Annotated in this window: 15 protein-coding genes; 2 read left to right on the top strand and 13 right to left on the bottom strand. The window is 60.8% G+C overall.

The window, feature by feature from the left end; genetic code table 11:
- Positions 1 to 176: 176 nt before the first annotated feature.
- The 5 genes from OH720_RS20185 to OH720_RS20165 form a co-directional block, all read right to left on the bottom strand.
- Positions 177 to 1,538, bottom strand: coding sequence for a purine-cytosine permease family protein (locus OH720_RS20185; protein ID WP_272602631.1), 1,362 nt, complete (start codon positions 1,536 to 1,538; stop codon positions 177 to 179).
- Between the two features lie 5 nt (positions 1,539 to 1,543).
- Positions 1,544 to 2,221: an isochorismatase family cysteine hydrolase gene (locus OH720_RS20180; RefSeq protein WP_272602630.1), complete on the bottom strand. Its 678-nt coding sequence runs from the start codon at positions 2,219 to 2,221 to the stop codon at positions 1,544 to 1,546.
- A 95-nt stretch (positions 2,222 to 2,316) separates the two neighbouring features.
- On the bottom strand, positions 2,317 to 2,466 hold the full coding sequence (locus OH720_RS20175) for a hypothetical protein (protein ID WP_272602629.1): 150 nt from the start codon (positions 2,464 to 2,466) through the stop codon (positions 2,317 to 2,319).
- Between the two features lie 63 nt (positions 2,467 to 2,529).
- A complete protein-coding gene (locus tag OH720_RS20170; RefSeq protein ID WP_272602628.1) occupies positions 2,530 to 3,573 on the bottom strand; it encodes an LLM class flavin-dependent oxidoreductase in 1,044 nt (347 codons plus the stop codon).
- 222 nt (positions 3,574 to 3,795) lie between these two features.
- Positions 3,796 to 4,281, bottom strand: a complete 486-nt coding sequence (locus OH720_RS20165) for a flavin reductase family protein (protein ID WP_008061453.1) — start codon at positions 4,279 to 4,281, stop codon at positions 3,796 to 3,798.
- Between the two features lie 322 nt (positions 4,282 to 4,603).
- Between OH720_RS20165 and OH720_RS20160 the strand changes: the two genes are divergently transcribed.
- On the top strand, positions 4,604 to 6,010 hold the full coding sequence (locus tag OH720_RS20160; protein ID WP_272602627.1) for a purine-cytosine permease family protein: 1,407 nt from the start codon (positions 4,604 to 4,606) through the stop codon (positions 6,008 to 6,010).
- 1,039 nt (positions 6,011 to 7,049) lie between these two features.
- On the opposite strand, the gene OH720_RS20155 is transcribed toward OH720_RS20160, so the two are convergent.
- The 5 genes from OH720_RS20155 to ribBA all read right to left on the bottom strand — a co-directional run bounded on the left by OH720_RS20155 (position 7,050) and on the right by ribBA (position 12,427).
- Positions 7,050 to 8,204 carry an ABC transporter ATP-binding protein gene (locus tag OH720_RS20155; RefSeq protein ID WP_272602626.1) on the bottom strand — a complete coding sequence of 385 codons (1,155 nt, stop codon included), beginning with the start codon at positions 8,202 to 8,204 and terminating at the stop codon, positions 7,050 to 7,052.
- 15 nt (positions 8,205 to 8,219) lie between these two features.
- Positions 8,220 to 9,029: an ABC transporter permease gene (locus OH720_RS20150; protein WP_008059566.1), complete on the bottom strand. Its 810-nt coding sequence runs from the start codon at positions 9,027 to 9,029 to the stop codon at positions 8,220 to 8,222.
- 6 nt (positions 9,030 to 9,035) lie between these two features.
- Positions 9,036 to 9,968 (bottom strand): ABC transporter permease, encoded by a 933-nt coding sequence (locus OH720_RS20145; RefSeq protein WP_272602625.1) that lies wholly within the window; start codon positions 9,966 to 9,968, stop codon positions 9,036 to 9,038.
- Positions 9,965 to 10,990 carry an ABC transporter substrate-binding protein gene (locus OH720_RS20140; RefSeq protein WP_272602624.1) on the bottom strand — a complete coding sequence of 342 codons (1,026 nt, stop codon included), beginning with the start codon at positions 10,988 to 10,990 and terminating at the stop codon, positions 9,965 to 9,967. Before OH720_RS20140 ends, OH720_RS20145 begins: the two co-directional genes overlap by 4 nt.
- 327 nt (positions 10,991 to 11,317) lie before the next feature.
- On the bottom strand, positions 11,318 to 12,427 hold the full coding sequence (gene ribBA / locus OH720_RS20135) for a bifunctional 3,4-dihydroxy-2-butanone-4-phosphate synthase/GTP cyclohydrolase II (RefSeq protein ID WP_272602623.1): 1,110 nt from the start codon (positions 12,425 to 12,427) through the stop codon (positions 11,318 to 11,320).
- A gap of 71 nt (positions 12,428 to 12,498) precedes the next feature.
- Between ribBA and OH720_RS20130 the strand changes: the two genes are divergently transcribed.
- On the top strand, positions 12,499 to 12,795 hold the full coding sequence (locus OH720_RS20130) for a DUF1330 domain-containing protein (protein ID WP_272602622.1): 297 nt from the start codon (positions 12,499 to 12,501) through the stop codon (positions 12,793 to 12,795).
- A 155-nt stretch (positions 12,796 to 12,950) separates the two neighbouring features.
- On the opposite strand, the gene OH720_RS20125 is transcribed toward OH720_RS20130, so the two are convergent.
- The 3 genes from OH720_RS20125 to OH720_RS20115 all read right to left on the bottom strand — a co-directional run bounded on the left by OH720_RS20125 (position 12,951) and on the right by OH720_RS20115 (position 14,746).
- Entirely contained in the window at positions 12,951 to 13,514 is a 564-nt protein-coding gene (locus tag OH720_RS20125; RefSeq protein WP_272602621.1) for an NUDIX hydrolase, read from the bottom strand.
- A 2-nt stretch (positions 13,515 to 13,516) separates the two neighbouring features.
- Positions 13,517 to 14,269, bottom strand: a complete 753-nt coding sequence (locus tag OH720_RS20120) for a GntR family transcriptional regulator (RefSeq protein ID WP_046817510.1) — start codon at positions 14,267 to 14,269, stop codon at positions 13,517 to 13,519.
- An 87-nt stretch (positions 14,270 to 14,356) separates the two neighbouring features.
- On the bottom strand, positions 14,357 to 14,746 hold the full coding sequence (locus OH720_RS20115) for a carboxymuconolactone decarboxylase family protein (protein WP_008059553.1): 390 nt from the start codon (positions 14,744 to 14,746) through the stop codon (positions 14,357 to 14,359).
- Between the last annotated feature and the right edge of the window lie 74 nt (positions 14,747 to 14,820).

Raw genomic sequence — 14,820 nt, 5'->3', positions numbered from 1 at the left:
CCATTGCGCCCCGATGATTGATCAGGTACCTGCGGGCAAGGAAGCTCAGGCTACCAGTTGATGGCAGCCATATACCACCAGTACGCCGGCGATCAGCGTCGCATAGGGCAACCAGCCTGAACCTTGCACGAGAAACGCCGGGCATTGCGCCCGACGTTGTGCTGTCCAGGGATGGATCAGGACAGTTCGCCGACTCGCTCGGCCCGCTTGCCGAGTTTCATCAGCCAGTAATAACTCAAGGCCGGCACCAGCAAGCCGACCAGCCAGGCCAGGTCCACGCCATCGAGCGCCGTGGCGACCGGACCGACATAGAACGTGGTGTTCATGAACGGAATCTCCAGGGCAATCGCCAGCACGAAACTGCCGCAGGCGATCCAGTTGACCCGCCCATATATCCCGTTGAGGTCGAAGATGTCGTCGATCCGGTATTCACCTTTGCGCAGGCAATAGAAGTCCACCAGATTGATCGCCGTCCAGGGGATCAGGAAGTAGCTCATGAAGAAAATGAAGTTGAGGAAGAAGGTGATGAAGTCGTCCTGGTTGATGGTGCACAGGCCGGTCGCTACCACGCTGATCACCAGCATGAACAGGCCGCGTACCCGTGGCGTCACCTTCAATCGAGCGAAAGGCTCGATCACTGTGATGGTCGACATGAACGCCCCGTACAGGTTGAACACGTTGATCGACACCTGTCCGTAGACGATGAAGGCGAACAGCAGGACCGCGCCGCTGCCGAACAGCCCGGCGACATGGCCGCCGACATTGCTGGAAAAGTCGCCGATGCCGACGCTCAGGATCGCCCCGAGAATCATCATCCATGCACCGCCGCTGACCGTGCCGGCGTAGCTGTACCAGAACACCTGTGCGGCGCTCGTGCGGCTCGGCAGGTAACGTGAATAATCGGCAACGTACGGTGCATAGGACAGCTGCCAGGTCACGGCAATGCTCACCGCCACCAGGAATTTCGACAGCGAGAAGCCCGTCGGCAGCCATTGCTCGGCCGGGATCGGCAGTTGCAAGGCCAGCAGCGTGGCGGCGGCGAATATCAGCAGCGAAAGGATCGACAGCAGTTTCTGCAAACGGTGAATCAGGCGGTAGCCATACAGCGCCACCACGAAGCACAGGGCGCCGATCAGGTAGATGTTGCCGCTGGCCGGCAACGGGCTGACCGACTCCAGCGCCTGGGCCGCCAGCAGGGTGTTGCTGACGAAGAACCCCAGGTAGATCAGCATCACGAACAACAGCGGCAACACCGCCCCGAGCACGCCGAACTGCGCGCGGCTCTGGATCATCTGCGGGATGCCCAGCTTCGGCCCCTGGGCGGAATGGGAGGCCATGAATATCGCGCCCAGCAACGAGCCGACGAAAATTGCCAGGGCGCTCCAGAACAGGTTGAGCCCCATCACCACCGGCAGCACTCCGGAGGCGATGGTGGTGATGTTCATGTTGGCGCCGAACCAGATGAAGAACAGCGACCCCGGCCGGCCATGGCGTTCGGCTTCAGGGATGAAATCGATGCTTCTTTTTTCGACTTGCATGGCGATTACTCCTGAGTCCGCACGAGGTGGGTGTGCAGCCGGGCGATGGTGCCTGGCAGCTCATGGGGCTGGTGGGCGAACAGGTCCGGGTGCTCCGGATTGAGGCTCAGGTAGTCAAGGTTTTGCAGGGCGCGCTGGCATTCGCCGCTGGTGAGGATTTCCAGGGAGTAGACCCAGTTGGCCATGATCAACAGCGCCGAGTAGTGTCCGGCCTGGGTGGTCGTGGTGCAGGCGTCGCTGACCAGGCGAATGTGATAACCCAGGGCGAAGGCATCGAACACCGTGGTCAGCACGCAGACATCGGTGAGCACGCCGCAGATGATCAGTGTGTGGACGTCCAGCGCCTTGAGCCGGGCATCCAGAGCGGTACGGTGGAAGGCGCTGTAGCGGCCTTTGTCGACGATGGCTTCATCGGGCCGCGGCGCCAGGCTGTCGATGATCTCCACCTGGCGGGTGCCGGCGCGGTAGCCGCTCGGGCCGCCGTCGCACGCGCGGGGTTCGCCGCGTGGCAGGTCGCTGCCATCGGCTTGATTGATATGGCGGGTATAGAGGATCGGGACCCGTTGCTGGCGAGCGGTGTCGAGCAGTGCGGCGGTGTTGGCCAGCACCGATTCGAAGTGTTCGAGGACGAAACCGTCCTCCTGTTGCATGTCGATGATCAACAGAGCGTTTTTATTGTTCATGGGGCAAACCTGATCATGAGCCGAAGCACAATGCACAGTGCATACCGCGCAATGAAGCGGTATGGCGTGCGTGACTTTCTATTCGGGCAGGCTCATTAAACGGGTTGCCAGAAGCCATTCTGCTTGGCGGAAACGCTGGCGCGCAGGCGCTTGAAATGGATATGCGAAGCGGTCCATTCGCCGCGCAGGTAAGCCTGCTCGGCGCCGGACGGAGGGGCAAGTGATGGGCGGCGATCGTTCAGCATGGGAATCGACCCTACACATGAATCAACCCCTCGGCTTCGCATCCGAGGGGCAGGGAAGTGGGCTCAGCGGAACGCCGGCACCACGTGCTTGATAAACAACTCCAGGGACTTTTTCTTCTCGGCATGCGGCAGGCTGTTGTCGCACCAGAAGCTGAACTCGTCGACACCCAGCTCCTGATAGTACTTGATGCGCGGGATGATTTCTTCCGGGGTGCCGATCATGGCGGTCTTGTGCAGGCTCTCCAGTTCGAACTCTGGACGGCCGGCGAATTTCTCTTCCGGACTTGGTGCCAGGAAGCCGTTGACCGGGGTTTCCTTGTTGCCGAACCAGGCATCGAAGGTGCGGTAGAATTTGGCGATCGCCTTGGCCCCGACTTTCCAGCCTTCGGGATTGTCGACCGAGTGCACGTGGGTATGACGCAGCACCATCAATTGCGGGCGTGGCACGTCCGGGTTGTTGTCCAGGGCGGCCTGGAATTTGTTCTTCAGGTCGAGGACTTCTTCGTCGCCTTTCATCAGCGGCGTGACCATCACGTTGCAGCCGTTGGCGACGGCGAAGTTGTGCGAGTCCGGGTCACGGGCTGCGATCCACATCGGTGGATTCGGTTTCTGGATCGGCTTGGGCACGCTGGTGGAGGTCGGGAATTTCCAGATGTCGCCGTCATGGGCGTAGTCGCCTTGCCATAGGGCGCGAACCACCGGAACCATTTCCCGCAAGGCCTGGCCGCCGGAGGAGGCTGGCATGCCGCCGGCCATGCGGTCGAATTCAACCTGATAGGCGCCACGGGCCAGGCCCACTTCCATGCGACCGTTGCTGATCACATCGAGCAGGGCGCATTCACCGGCGACCCGGATGGGGTGCCAGAACGGCGCGATGATGGTGCCGGCGCCGAGGTGAATGGTGGTGGTCTTGCCGGCGAGGTACGCCAGCAGCGGCATCGGGCTTGGCGAAATGGTGTATTCCATGGCGTGGTGTTCACCGATCCATACGGTGCTGAAACCACCGGCCTCGGCCATCAGCGTCAGTTCGGTCAGGTCCTCGAACAGCTGGCGGTGGCTGACGCTTTCGTCCCAACGTTCCATGTGTACGAACAGGGAAAATTTCATGACGCTACCTCGAATCTCTTGTGGTCGACCCGTCGACTGCGGGGCTGTTGATTATTGGTATACCATAATACGATAAATCTGCAAATATTTTCGATTTGCTGCTTTTCTGTAGGAGCGAGCCTGCTCGCGATGGTCGTTAACGATAACGCGTAGAACCTGATGCCCAGCGGTGCCTGGTTTTTTTCGCGAGCATTCGAGCGTCGACCGGCTGCTCCTACAGGGTCAGGCCAGGACGGGCAGGGCGCCCATCTTGCCGTGGCAATACACCAGTGGCCCGGCATTGTGCTGGGGCACGATCAGGTTCTTCACCGCGCCGACCATGATCGCGTGGTCGCCCCCTTCATACTCGCGCCACAGCTCGCATTCGATGACCGCCGTGGCGTTGGCCAGGATCGGGTTGCCCAGCTCGCTCAACGTCCACTCGATGCCTTGCGCCTTGTCCTTGCCCTTGCGTGCGAAGGCATAGGCTTCGCTCTGCTGGCCGCCGGACAGCACATGAATGGCAAAGCGCTTGTTCCTGATCAGGACCGGGTAGGAGTCCGAGCTGTAGTTGGGGCAGAACAACACCAGGGCCGGGTCCATCGACAGCGAGCTGAAGGCGCTGGCGGTCAGGCCGACGACCTGCCCGTCGTCATCGAGCGTGGTGATGACGCAGACGCCGGACGGGAACGAGCCCATGACTTGTTTGTAGATGGCGGCATCGATCATTGGACTGTCCTCGGGAGTGGAACGTGGTTTTTATGAGTTTGTAGGTCTGATGGTATACCGTAATACATCGTTTGCAAGAGCTTTTTTGGTCGTCCGATAAACGTATGCCTTTGGTCTGTAAGTCAGTGTTTACGGGGCTTTCAGCTAGGCACTGGGTGCAGGTTTGCGGCAGGATGCCGGATCAGATGGGCTCGCAAAGACCGAATCAGTCTTGTGGAAATGTTGGAATACCATAATATGGTGCGCATCTGAGGGGCGGCCAGAAAGTCCCCCGGTTTGACTTCATACAAAGATAAGAACAGACAAACTCGAGTTCATGCATATGTCCCAGATGTCCCGGCAAGACCCGTTGATCGAGAATCACACGGTCGACTACGTTCCACTCGCAGAGCGCCACGGGAAGGCCCGCGATCTTTTCACCCTGTGGTTCAGTACCAACATTGCGCCGCTGCCGATCGTCACCGGTGCCATGGTGGTCCAGGTGTTCCATCTCGACCTGTTGTGGGGGTTGCTGGCGATTGCCCTCGGGCACATGGTCGGCGGGCTGGTGATTGCCCTGGCGTCGGCCCAGGGCCCGCGCATGGGCATTCCACAAATGGTCCAGAGCCGCGGCCAGTTCGGCCGCTATGGCGCGTTGCTGATCGTGTTTTTTGCCGCACTGATCTACGTCGGCTTCTTCATCTCCAACATCGTGCTGGCGGGCAAGTCGATTGTCGGCATCGCACCCTCGGTGCCAGTGCCGGCGAGCATCCTGATCGGTGCCCTGAGCGCCACGGCGATCGGCGTGATCGGTTACCGCTTCATCCATTCCCTCAACCGCATCGGCACCTGGGTCATGGGCAGCGCCTTGCTCGCCGGGTTCCTCTACATCTTCGCCCACGACCTGCCGGCGGACTTTTTCACCCGCGGTGGTTTTAACCTGACCGGCTGGTTGGCCACCGTGTCCCTGGGGATCATCTGGCAGATCAGCTTTTCGCCCTACGTGTCGGACTATTCGCGCTACCTGCCGGCCGATATCGGCATAGCCAAACCGTTCTGGGCCACCTACCTGGGGGCAACCCTGGGCACGATCCTGTCCTTCACCTTCGGCGCGGTCGCGGTACTGGCGACCCCGGAAGGCACTGAGGCGATGGCCGCGGTGAAGCAATCCACCGGCTGGCTGGGACCGATCCTGATGGTGCTGTTCCTGCTCAACATCATCAGCCACAACGCCTTGAACCTGTATGGCGCGGTGCTGTCGATCATCACCTCGATCCAGACCTTCGCCAGCCAGTGGACGCCGAGCATCAAGGTGCGCGTGGTGCTGTCGAGCGTGGTGCTGGCGGGCTGCTGTGTGGTGGCGCTGGGCGCTTCGGCGGACTTCATCTCGCAGTTCATCGGGCTGATCCTGGCATTGCTGCTGGTGCTGGTGCCATGGGCGTCGATCAACTTGATCGACTTCTATGTGATCAAGCGTGGGTTTTATGACATTGCCTCGATCTTTCGTGCGGATGGCGGGATCTATGGGCGTTTCAACCTGCATGCGATCGTGGCGTATTTCATCGGGATCATCGTGCAGCTGCCGTTTGCCAATACGTCGTTGTATGTGGGGCCTTATGCCAACCTGGTCGAGGGGGCGGACCTGTCGTGGCTGGTGGGGTTGGTGGTGACTTGTCCTCTCTATTACTGCCTGGCTACGCGTGGACGGACTCAGGAGGGCAGGGCTTCGGGGTTGAGTTATACCGACTGACTTTTTGAGCGATGGTGTTTGTCTTTAATGCCCGGCTTTTGCCGGGCATTTTTGTTTGTGCGGTAATGGTGTGTACATATCCATTGCTGCGGTAACGGCCACTTATGGTTTCGCCCTTACGGCGACTCACTTTTTCAAACACCAAAAAGTAAGCAAAAGGCTTTGCCCCACCACTTGGTGCCTCGCTTAGGCTCGGCATGCCCTCTCTCCGGCATTGCTCCGTGGGTCGCCGCGATGGGCCATCCCTGGCCCAGCGCGGCTAAACCGGCGTCCTGCCGGTTTACCCACTGCGCAATGCCTGCGTTCGGCCATCGTGGTTAACGGGGCACCCGGATCAAAAACAAAAGCGAGGCGGCCTTAAAGCCGACCTGATCTTTTCCAGACACCCCAATACCCTGTGGGAGCCAGCCTGCTGGCGATGAACGTCCAGACAACGCGATCATCCAGACGGGACGCGTTATCGTTGACGACCATCGCCAGCAGGCTGGCTCCCACAGGGGAATGCGGATAGACCTGCAATCAGGTCGGCTTTAAGGCCGCCTCGCTTTTGCGTTTGATCTTGATCTGGCTTTTGATTTTCTTGCCACATCGAGAGGCCGAGTGGAGGTTCTGCGCAGTGGGTAAACCGGCAGGACGCCGGTTTAGCCGCGCTGGGCCAAGGATGGCCCATCGCGGCGGGCCCACGGAGCAGGGCCGGAGCGAGGGCATGCCGAGCCTTAGCGAGGCACCGAACGTCAGGGGCAAGAGCCCTTGGTTACTTGGGGCGTTTCCAAGTGACTCGCCGTAAGGGCGAAACCCTAAGTCGCCGTTACCGCAGGAATGGATATGTACACCTGAAAGACAATCATCGGCAGCGACAACGACCGTCCAACATTTGGGGGGCAGTTCAGGATTTTCACCCGCCGTCATGAGTGGCCGTTACCGAAGAAACGGATATGCCCCCATTCAAAAAGCAAAAAAAAGGCCACCGCAACCCGACGTTGCGGCGACCCGAGGGTGATACTTAACTAGCAATCCACTGGCACGAACCTCAAAAAAATCAATGCGCCCCAGCAGCCTTGTTCAAATCGCTCTCAGCCCATTCGGTATAAACACAGGCATCGGCCGTCGCCCAGCGCACCCGCACCGGATCCCCCGCCTTCATAGGCATGCCCGCCGCAGAAAGCGCCTTGACGGTCATCGACGTTCCGCCCGAAGTCACCACACTGCACGTCTGGCTTTCACCCAGGAACAACACTTCCACGACCTTGGCGGTCACTTCATTCCACCCCGCGGCCAACGGTTCCTGGGCGGCTTGCTCGATGCTCAAGGCCAAGGCCTTTTCCGGGCGCACCATCAACAGTACATCCTGATTGGTTTGCAGGCCGGCCGTCAGGCGGATCGACAGCGACTGCCCCTCAAACGAAGCGACCGCATTGCCCTGGGCCTTGAGCTTGAGGAAGTTGGAGTTGCCGAGGAACGAGGCGACGAAGGCATTCGGCGGGTTCTGGTACAGGTCATAGCCGCTGCCCAGGCCGACGATCTTGCCGTGGCTGAAGATCGCAATGCGTTGGGACAGGCGCATGGCTTCTTCCTGGTCGTGGGTCACGTAGACGATGGTGATGCCCAGGCGCCGATGCAGTTGGCGCAGTTCGTCCTGCAAATCTTCACGCAGTTTTTTGTCCAGTGCGCCCAGCGGTTCATCCATCAGCAGGATGCGTGGCTCGTAGACCAGCGCCCGGGCGATCGCGACGCGTTGCTGCTGGCCGCCGGAGAGTTGCGAAGGGCGGCGATGGGCGAATTGTTCAAGTTGCACCAGCTTGAGCATCGCATCGACCCGGCGATCACGCTCGGCCGCGGCCAGCTTGCGGATGGCCAGCGGGAAGGCGATGTTGTCGCGCACTGACAGGTGCGGGAACAGCGAGTAGCGCTGGAACACCATGCCGATGTCGCGTTTGTGCGGCGGCACGTTCACCAGCGACTGGCCGTTGACCAGGATCTCGCCGCTGCTGGGTGTTTCGAAGCCGGCGAGCATCGACAGCGTGGTGCTTTTGCCCGAGCCGCTGGAGCCGAGGAAGGTGAGGAACTCACCGTCCTTGATGTCCAGCGAGATGTCGTCCACGGCGGCAAAGTCGCCGTAGTATTTGTTCAGGTTGCGCAGGCTCACCAGGGGCTTGTCATTTTGCTGCGCGGCATCTTTGATCACTGCACTCATGTCGTACTCCTGCGCTTAGGCGCTGATTTCATTGCGCCGGCGCAGTGCGGCGGCGATCACCATGACCAAGACCGAGAGGCCGATCAGCAACGTCGAGGCGACGGCGATCACGGGCGTCAGGTCCTGGCGCAGGGTGGTCCACATTTTCACGGGAAGGGTTTGCAGGGTCGGGCTGGCCATCATCACGCTCAGTACCACTTCATCCCACGAGACGAGGAAGGCGAAGAGGGCGCCTGCCACCATGCCCGGACGAATCGCCGGGAAGGTCACCTTGAACACCGCCTGCAGGCGCGAGGCACCACAGATCACCGCGGCATCTTCGATCGACTGGTCGAACAGCTTCAGCGAGTTGATGATCGAGATGATGGTGAACGGTAGCGCGACGATGACGTGGCTGACGACGAAGGCGAACATGGTCCCGGTGTAGCCCAGTTTCAGGAACAGCGCGTACACCGCCACGGCAATGATCACCAGCGGCACGATCATCGGCAGGGTGAACAGGCCGTAGAGCATTTCCCGGCCCGGGAAGCGCCCACGTACCAGGGCAAACGCAGTCGGCAGGCCCAGGGCCACGGCAAAGAACGTGGTCAGTACCGCGACCTTGAGGCTGGCCATGGCCGCGTTCATCCAGTCGGCATTGGAGAAGAACTGGCCGTACCATTTCAGTGTCCAGCCCGGTGGCGGGAACACCAGCCACTGGGACGAGCCGAACGACAGCAGCACGATGAACACGATCGGCAACAACAGGAACAGCCCGATCAGCCCGGTGGTGGCATACAGGCCAAGGCGCATCCGGCGGCTCATGGCATTGGGGGTCAGGAGCATGACGGCTTACCTCGCGTTGCTGGCGCCAACCGGGGATTCCGGCTGGAGCTTCAGGTAGAAGTAGAACAGCACCAGCGTGATGACGATCAGCAACGCGGCGCCGGCGCTGGCCAGGCCCCAATTGAGGAACGACTGCACCTGCTGGATGATGAACTCCGGCAGCATCATGTTCTGCGCCCCACCCAGCAGCGCCGGGGTGACGTAGTAACCGAGCGACATCACGAACACCATCAGGCCGCCGGAGAACAGCCCCGGCCGGCACAGCGGCAGGAACACCCGGAAGAAGTTGGTCCACGGACTGGCGCCGCAGATGGAACCGGCCTGCAGGATCATCGGGTCGATGGCCTGCATGGTCGCCTGCAGCGGCAGCACGATGAACGGGATCATGATGTAGCTCATGCCGATCACCACGCCGGTGAGGTTATGCACCATCTCCAGCGGCTGGTCGATGATGCCCATGGCCATCAGCGCCTTGTTGATCACTCCGGAGGCTTGCAGCAACACCAGCCAGGAGTAGGTACGCGCCAGGAGACTGGTCCACATCGACAGCAGCACGATGTTCAGGATCCAGCGACCCCAGCCACGTGGCACCAGCGTGATCGCCCAGGCCAGCGGGAAACCCAGCAGCAGGCTGAACAGCGTTACCAGGCCGGCCACCGAGAAGGTGTTGAGCAAGACCCGGGCATACGCCGAGTTGGCGAACAGCTGCTCGTAGTTGCTTAAGCCCGGGGTCGGTTCCAGCACACCGCGCAGCAGCAAACCGATCAATGGCCCGAGGAAGAACAGGCCGAGGAACAGCAGGGCGGGGATCAGGTTGCTCGATCCGCGCCAGCGTTGCGCCAGGGTCGGGGTTTGGGTCATCGCAGCCGCCTTGCCGGCAGCGCCGGTGGCGCTCCCGACGGGCGTGGATGGACGGGACGCGGTTGCCGTCATTTTCATTTGACCAGCCATTCGTTCCACCGTGTGGCGATAGCAGGACCGTTCTTGGCCCAGTACGCGAAATCAAGCGTGATTTGGTCCTTGGCGTAGGCCGTCGGCAGGTTTGGCGCCAGCTCCGAGTCCAGGCGCGCCACGCTGTCGACGTTGACCGGGGCGTAGGCGGTCAGATTGGAGAAGTCGGCCTGGCCTTTGGCGCTGCTGGCATTGGCCAGGAACTTCATCGCCGCGTCCTTGTTTTTCGAACCCTTGGGAATGACCAGGATGTCGGCCATCACCAGGTTCTGCTTCCAGCTTACGCCCACCGGAGCGCCGTCTTCCTGCAGGGCATGGATCCGGCCGTTCCAGAACTGGCCCATGCTCGCTTCACCGGAGGCCAGCAGCTGCTGCGACTGGGCGCCGCCGCCCCACCAGACGATGTCTTTCTTGATGGTGTCGAGTTTCTTGAAGGCGCGGTCCAGGTCCAGCGGGTAGAGCTTGTCGGCGCTCACGCCATCGGCCAGCAGCGCCAGTTCCAGCACGCCGGGGCTTGGCCATTTATAGAGGGCGCGTTTACCGGGGTAGGTCTTGGTGTCGAACAGCGCGGACCAGTCCTGGGGTTTGTTGGCACCGAGCTTGCCTTCGTTGTAGCCGAGGACGAAGGAGAAGAAGAACGAGCCGACGCCGTGATCGGAGACGAAGCGCGGGTCGATCTTGTCGCGCTCGATGACCTTGAAGTCGAGGGGTTCGAGCAGGCCTTCGGAGGCGGCGCGCAAGGCGAAGTCGGCCTCGACGTCGACCACGTCCCACTGCACGTTGCCGCTTTCGACCATGGCCTTGAGCTTGCCGTAGTCGGTGGGGCCATCCTGGACCACGGTGATGCCGCTGGCCTTGCTGAACGGATCGGCCCAGGCCTGCTTCTGCGCATCCTGGGTGCTACCGCCCCAGCTGACGAAGTTGACGCTTTCAGCCGCCAGGGCCACATGACTGACCGTGGCCAATAAGCCGGCGAACAGTACTGCGGATGCACGTTTGTTCAACACCATTTTCACGCCCTCATTTGTTGTGTTTTTGAGCGGGCTTGGTAATGCCCGCCTATCGGGAGCAGTAGGTCCATCTGGCCTTGAAAGGCGACCGTGCCAAGGGCTGTTGTGGGTGCTTTCCCTGTCGGGTGCGCTTGGCTAAATCGTCCGGTCTATGGAATATCATATTATGGTATTCCAAACTTTGTGCAAGCACTTTGCCTTACCGGCTATCAGCCAAAAATGCTTTTTTTATTGCCGGTGGAGGACTTGTAGGAGCCAGGCTTGCCGGCGAAGGCGATCTTGCGGACGCCTTCGCCGGCAAGCCTGGCTCCTACAAAAAGCGGTGGGTCACTGGGGGAACGGAATGCTCTCCACCACTTCCAGGTCATAACCGGTCAACCCCGCGTATTTCAGCGGCGGCCCGAGATGCCGCAGCTTGCCGACGCCAAGGTTCTGCAGGATCTGTGCCCCGGTGCCGACTTCCGAATAGATCCGCGACTGCGAACGGCTGAACTGCCGGGGTGCCTGGGTCAACTGCGGCACCCGCTCCAGCAACGCTTGCGAGGATTCGTGGTTGGCCAGCACCACCACCACGCCGCGACCTTCGTCAGCCACGCGCTGCAACGCCGCCCACAGCGTCCAGTTGGAAGGGCCGCTGTATTCGGCACCGACCAGGTCGCGCAACGGGTCGATGACGTGCACGCGCACCAGCGTCGCTTCATCGCGGCGCAGGTCACCCATGACCATTGCCATGTGGACACCGCCTTCGATGCGATCCTCAAAGGTGATCAGACGAAAGGTGCCATGCACCGTCGGCAGCTCGCGCTCGCCGATGCGCACCACCGTGTGCTCGGTACTCAAGCGATAGTGGATCAGGTCGGCGATGGTGCCGATCTTGATCCCGTGTTTGCGCGCGAACACTTCCAGGTCCGGGCGGCGCGCCATGGTGCCGTCATCGTTCATCACTTCGACGATCACCGAGGCCGGGGTAAAGCCGGCCAGGCGCGCCAGGTCGCAACCGGCTTCGGTATGACCGGCACGGGTCAATACGCCGCCCTCACGGGCGCGCAAGGGAAAAATGTGACCGGGCTGCACGATATCGGCGGCACTCGCGCCGTGGGCGACGGCGGCGGCCACGGTGCGCGCGCGGTCGGCGGCGGAGATGCCGGTGGTCACGCCAACAGCCGCTTCGATCGACACCGTGAACGCGGTGCTGAACACGCTGCCATTGCTCGGCACCATCTGCTCAAGGCCCAGGCGCTGGCAATGCTCGTCGGTCAGGGTCAGGCAGATCAGGCCGCGCGCCTCACGGGCCATGAAGCTGATGGCTTCGGCGCTGCAGCGGTCGGCGGCCAACAACAGGTCGCCTTCGTTTTCCCGGTCCTCGTCGTCGACCAGGAGCACCATCTTGCCTTGGCGGTAGTCTTCGATGATTTCTTCGATGCTGTTGAAGGCCATGTCGGGATTCTCGGTGTTTGATGGAGGTATAATGTGGTATACCATAATACAAAACAAGCACAGAGGTCACTATGAAGGCGTACTGGATTGCTCACGTGGATATCACCGACCCCGATCAATACAGCCAATACACCCAGCGGGCACCGCAGGCCTTTGCCCGATACGGTGGTCGGATACTGGCGCGCGGTGGGCGCAGCGAAGCGATGGAAGGGCGGCCGACGCCGCAACGCAGCGTGGTGATCGAGTTCGATTCCTACGAGCAGGCGCTGGCCTGTTATCGGTCAGAGCTGTATCAGGAGGCCAAAGGGCATCGCGAGGGTGTGGCGAGCGCTGAAGTGATCATCGTCGAAGGTGTGGCCCCGCTCTAAAGGACACTATTGCCCCCTGTGGGAGCGAGCCTGCTCGCGATGGCGGCGTATCAATCAACTCAAGTGTCGACTGACACTCCCTCATCGCGAGCAGGCTCGCTCCCACAGGAGATGGCTGCACCCAGAGATTATGCGGTGATGATTGATGTGAATCGTCAGCGGATGAAGTGGATCTTGCCGCTGTCGTCGTTGCCGATGTAGATACCGTAGACCCCGGCCTGCCGCTCCTCGATGTAGCGTTCGAGGATCTGCCGGATCGCCGGGTAGTAGATGCTGTCCCAGGGAATGTCCTCGGGCGCGAAGAATTTGTAGTCGAGGGTTTCCGGTCCGTACTGCCCGGTGATCTCCAGGGCGATGGCGCGGAAGATGATGTACACCTCGCTAATCTTCGGCACGCTGAAGATCGAGTAGGGCGAGAGGATTTCGGCGCGCACGCCGCTCTCTTCCCAGACTTCGCGCAACGCCGCCTGCTCGGTGGTTTCGCCAGCTTCCATGAAGCCTGCGGGCAAGGTCCAGGTGCCGGGGCGCGGCGGGATGGCGCGTTGGCACAGCAGGTACTTGCCGTCCTGCTCGATGATGCAACCGGCGATGATTTTAGGATTGATGTAGTGGATGTAGCCGCAGCCGCGGCACATCAGGCGCTCGTGCGTATCGCCCGGTGGCAGCTGTGACTTGAGGTCATTGCTGCCGCATTTTGGACAATAGCTCGGGCTGAACATGATCAACGTCCTATGCGCGGTTCTTTGAGGGCGATGGGCTGGGTGATCTCGGGGATCGCCCCGGTCTCTTCCTGCTTGCGCTTGAGGTAATCGAGGGCGACGGTGGCGGCGGCGCGGACGTGGTCGACGCAAGCCTGATGAGCGGCCAGCGGATCACCGCTCTTGATCGCTTCGACCATGCGTTCCATTTCCTGGTTGCTGGCACCGCGACGGTTCTGCTGGGACACGGAAGTTGCGCGCAGGTAGCTGATGCGCGCCTGCAGCTGACGCAGCTGGGTTGCGGCGACATGGTTGCCGGAGCCTTCGAGCAGCACGTCGTAGAAACCCTGCACGGAATCGATGACCTGTTGCAGTTCACCTTCCTTCAAGGCCTGGCGGTTTTCTTCCAGGGCCTTTTCCAAGGCCTTGATGTCCTTGGCCTTGGCCCGCAGGGTGAACAGCTGGACGATCAGGCCTTCGAGGACGCAACGCAGCTCATAGATATCGACGGCATCGGCCAGGGTGATGATCGCGACCCGTGGGCCCTTGGCATCGGCGAATTCCACCAGGCCTTCGGATTCCAGGTGACGCAAGGCTTCGCGCACCGAGGTGCGGCTCACGCCCAGGCGATCGCACAGATCGCGTTCGACCAGTCGATCTCCCGGCAGAAGCTGGAAGTTCATGATGGCGCTTCGCAGTTTATCCAGCACGATTTCGCGCAGGGTAACGGGGTTGCGATTGACCTTGAAGCTGTCGTCGAGTGGCAGGCGTTTCATGGGGTCCGCTCTGAATGTGGCTGTCCATGCAAAAAGAGCACTTCGATTGCAATAATCCTGGTGCTCGTTCAGTCAGATAGCCAAGGGTTAACTGGAGGCCTCGGCATCGGCTTCGGCGAACGCTTCACGGGCGAGCCGGAAGCTGTCTACGGCCGCGGGAACCCCGCAATAAATACCGACCTGAAGCAGAATTTCGCGTATTTGTTCACGACTCAGTCCGTTACGCAAGGCACCACGCACGTGCAACTTGAGTTCGTGAGGCCGATTGAGGGCCGAAATCATCGCCAAGTTTATCATGCTGCGCTCTTTAAGCGACAAACCCTCACGGCCCCAGACGTGGCCCCAGCAGTACTCGGTGACCATCTCCTGCAGGGGACGGGTGAAGTCGTCGGCGTTCTCGATGGAGCGGTTCACATAAGCTTCGCCTAGCACCTGGGTGCGGATTTTCAGGCCTTTTTCGTATTTCTCGTTGCTCATTTCAATGATCTCCCACACCCTCTGTAGGAGCTGCCGAAGGCTGCGATCTTTTGATCTTAAAAACGAAAATCAAA

Origin of the sequence: Pseudomonas sp. WJP1 (assembly GCF_028471945.1) — a bacterium.
GTDB lineage: Bacteria > Pseudomonadota > Gammaproteobacteria > Pseudomonadales > Pseudomonadaceae > Aquipseudomonas.
Note: the sequence above shows the minus strand (reverse complement) of the source record. Positions and strands in the feature narration are given on the sequence as shown.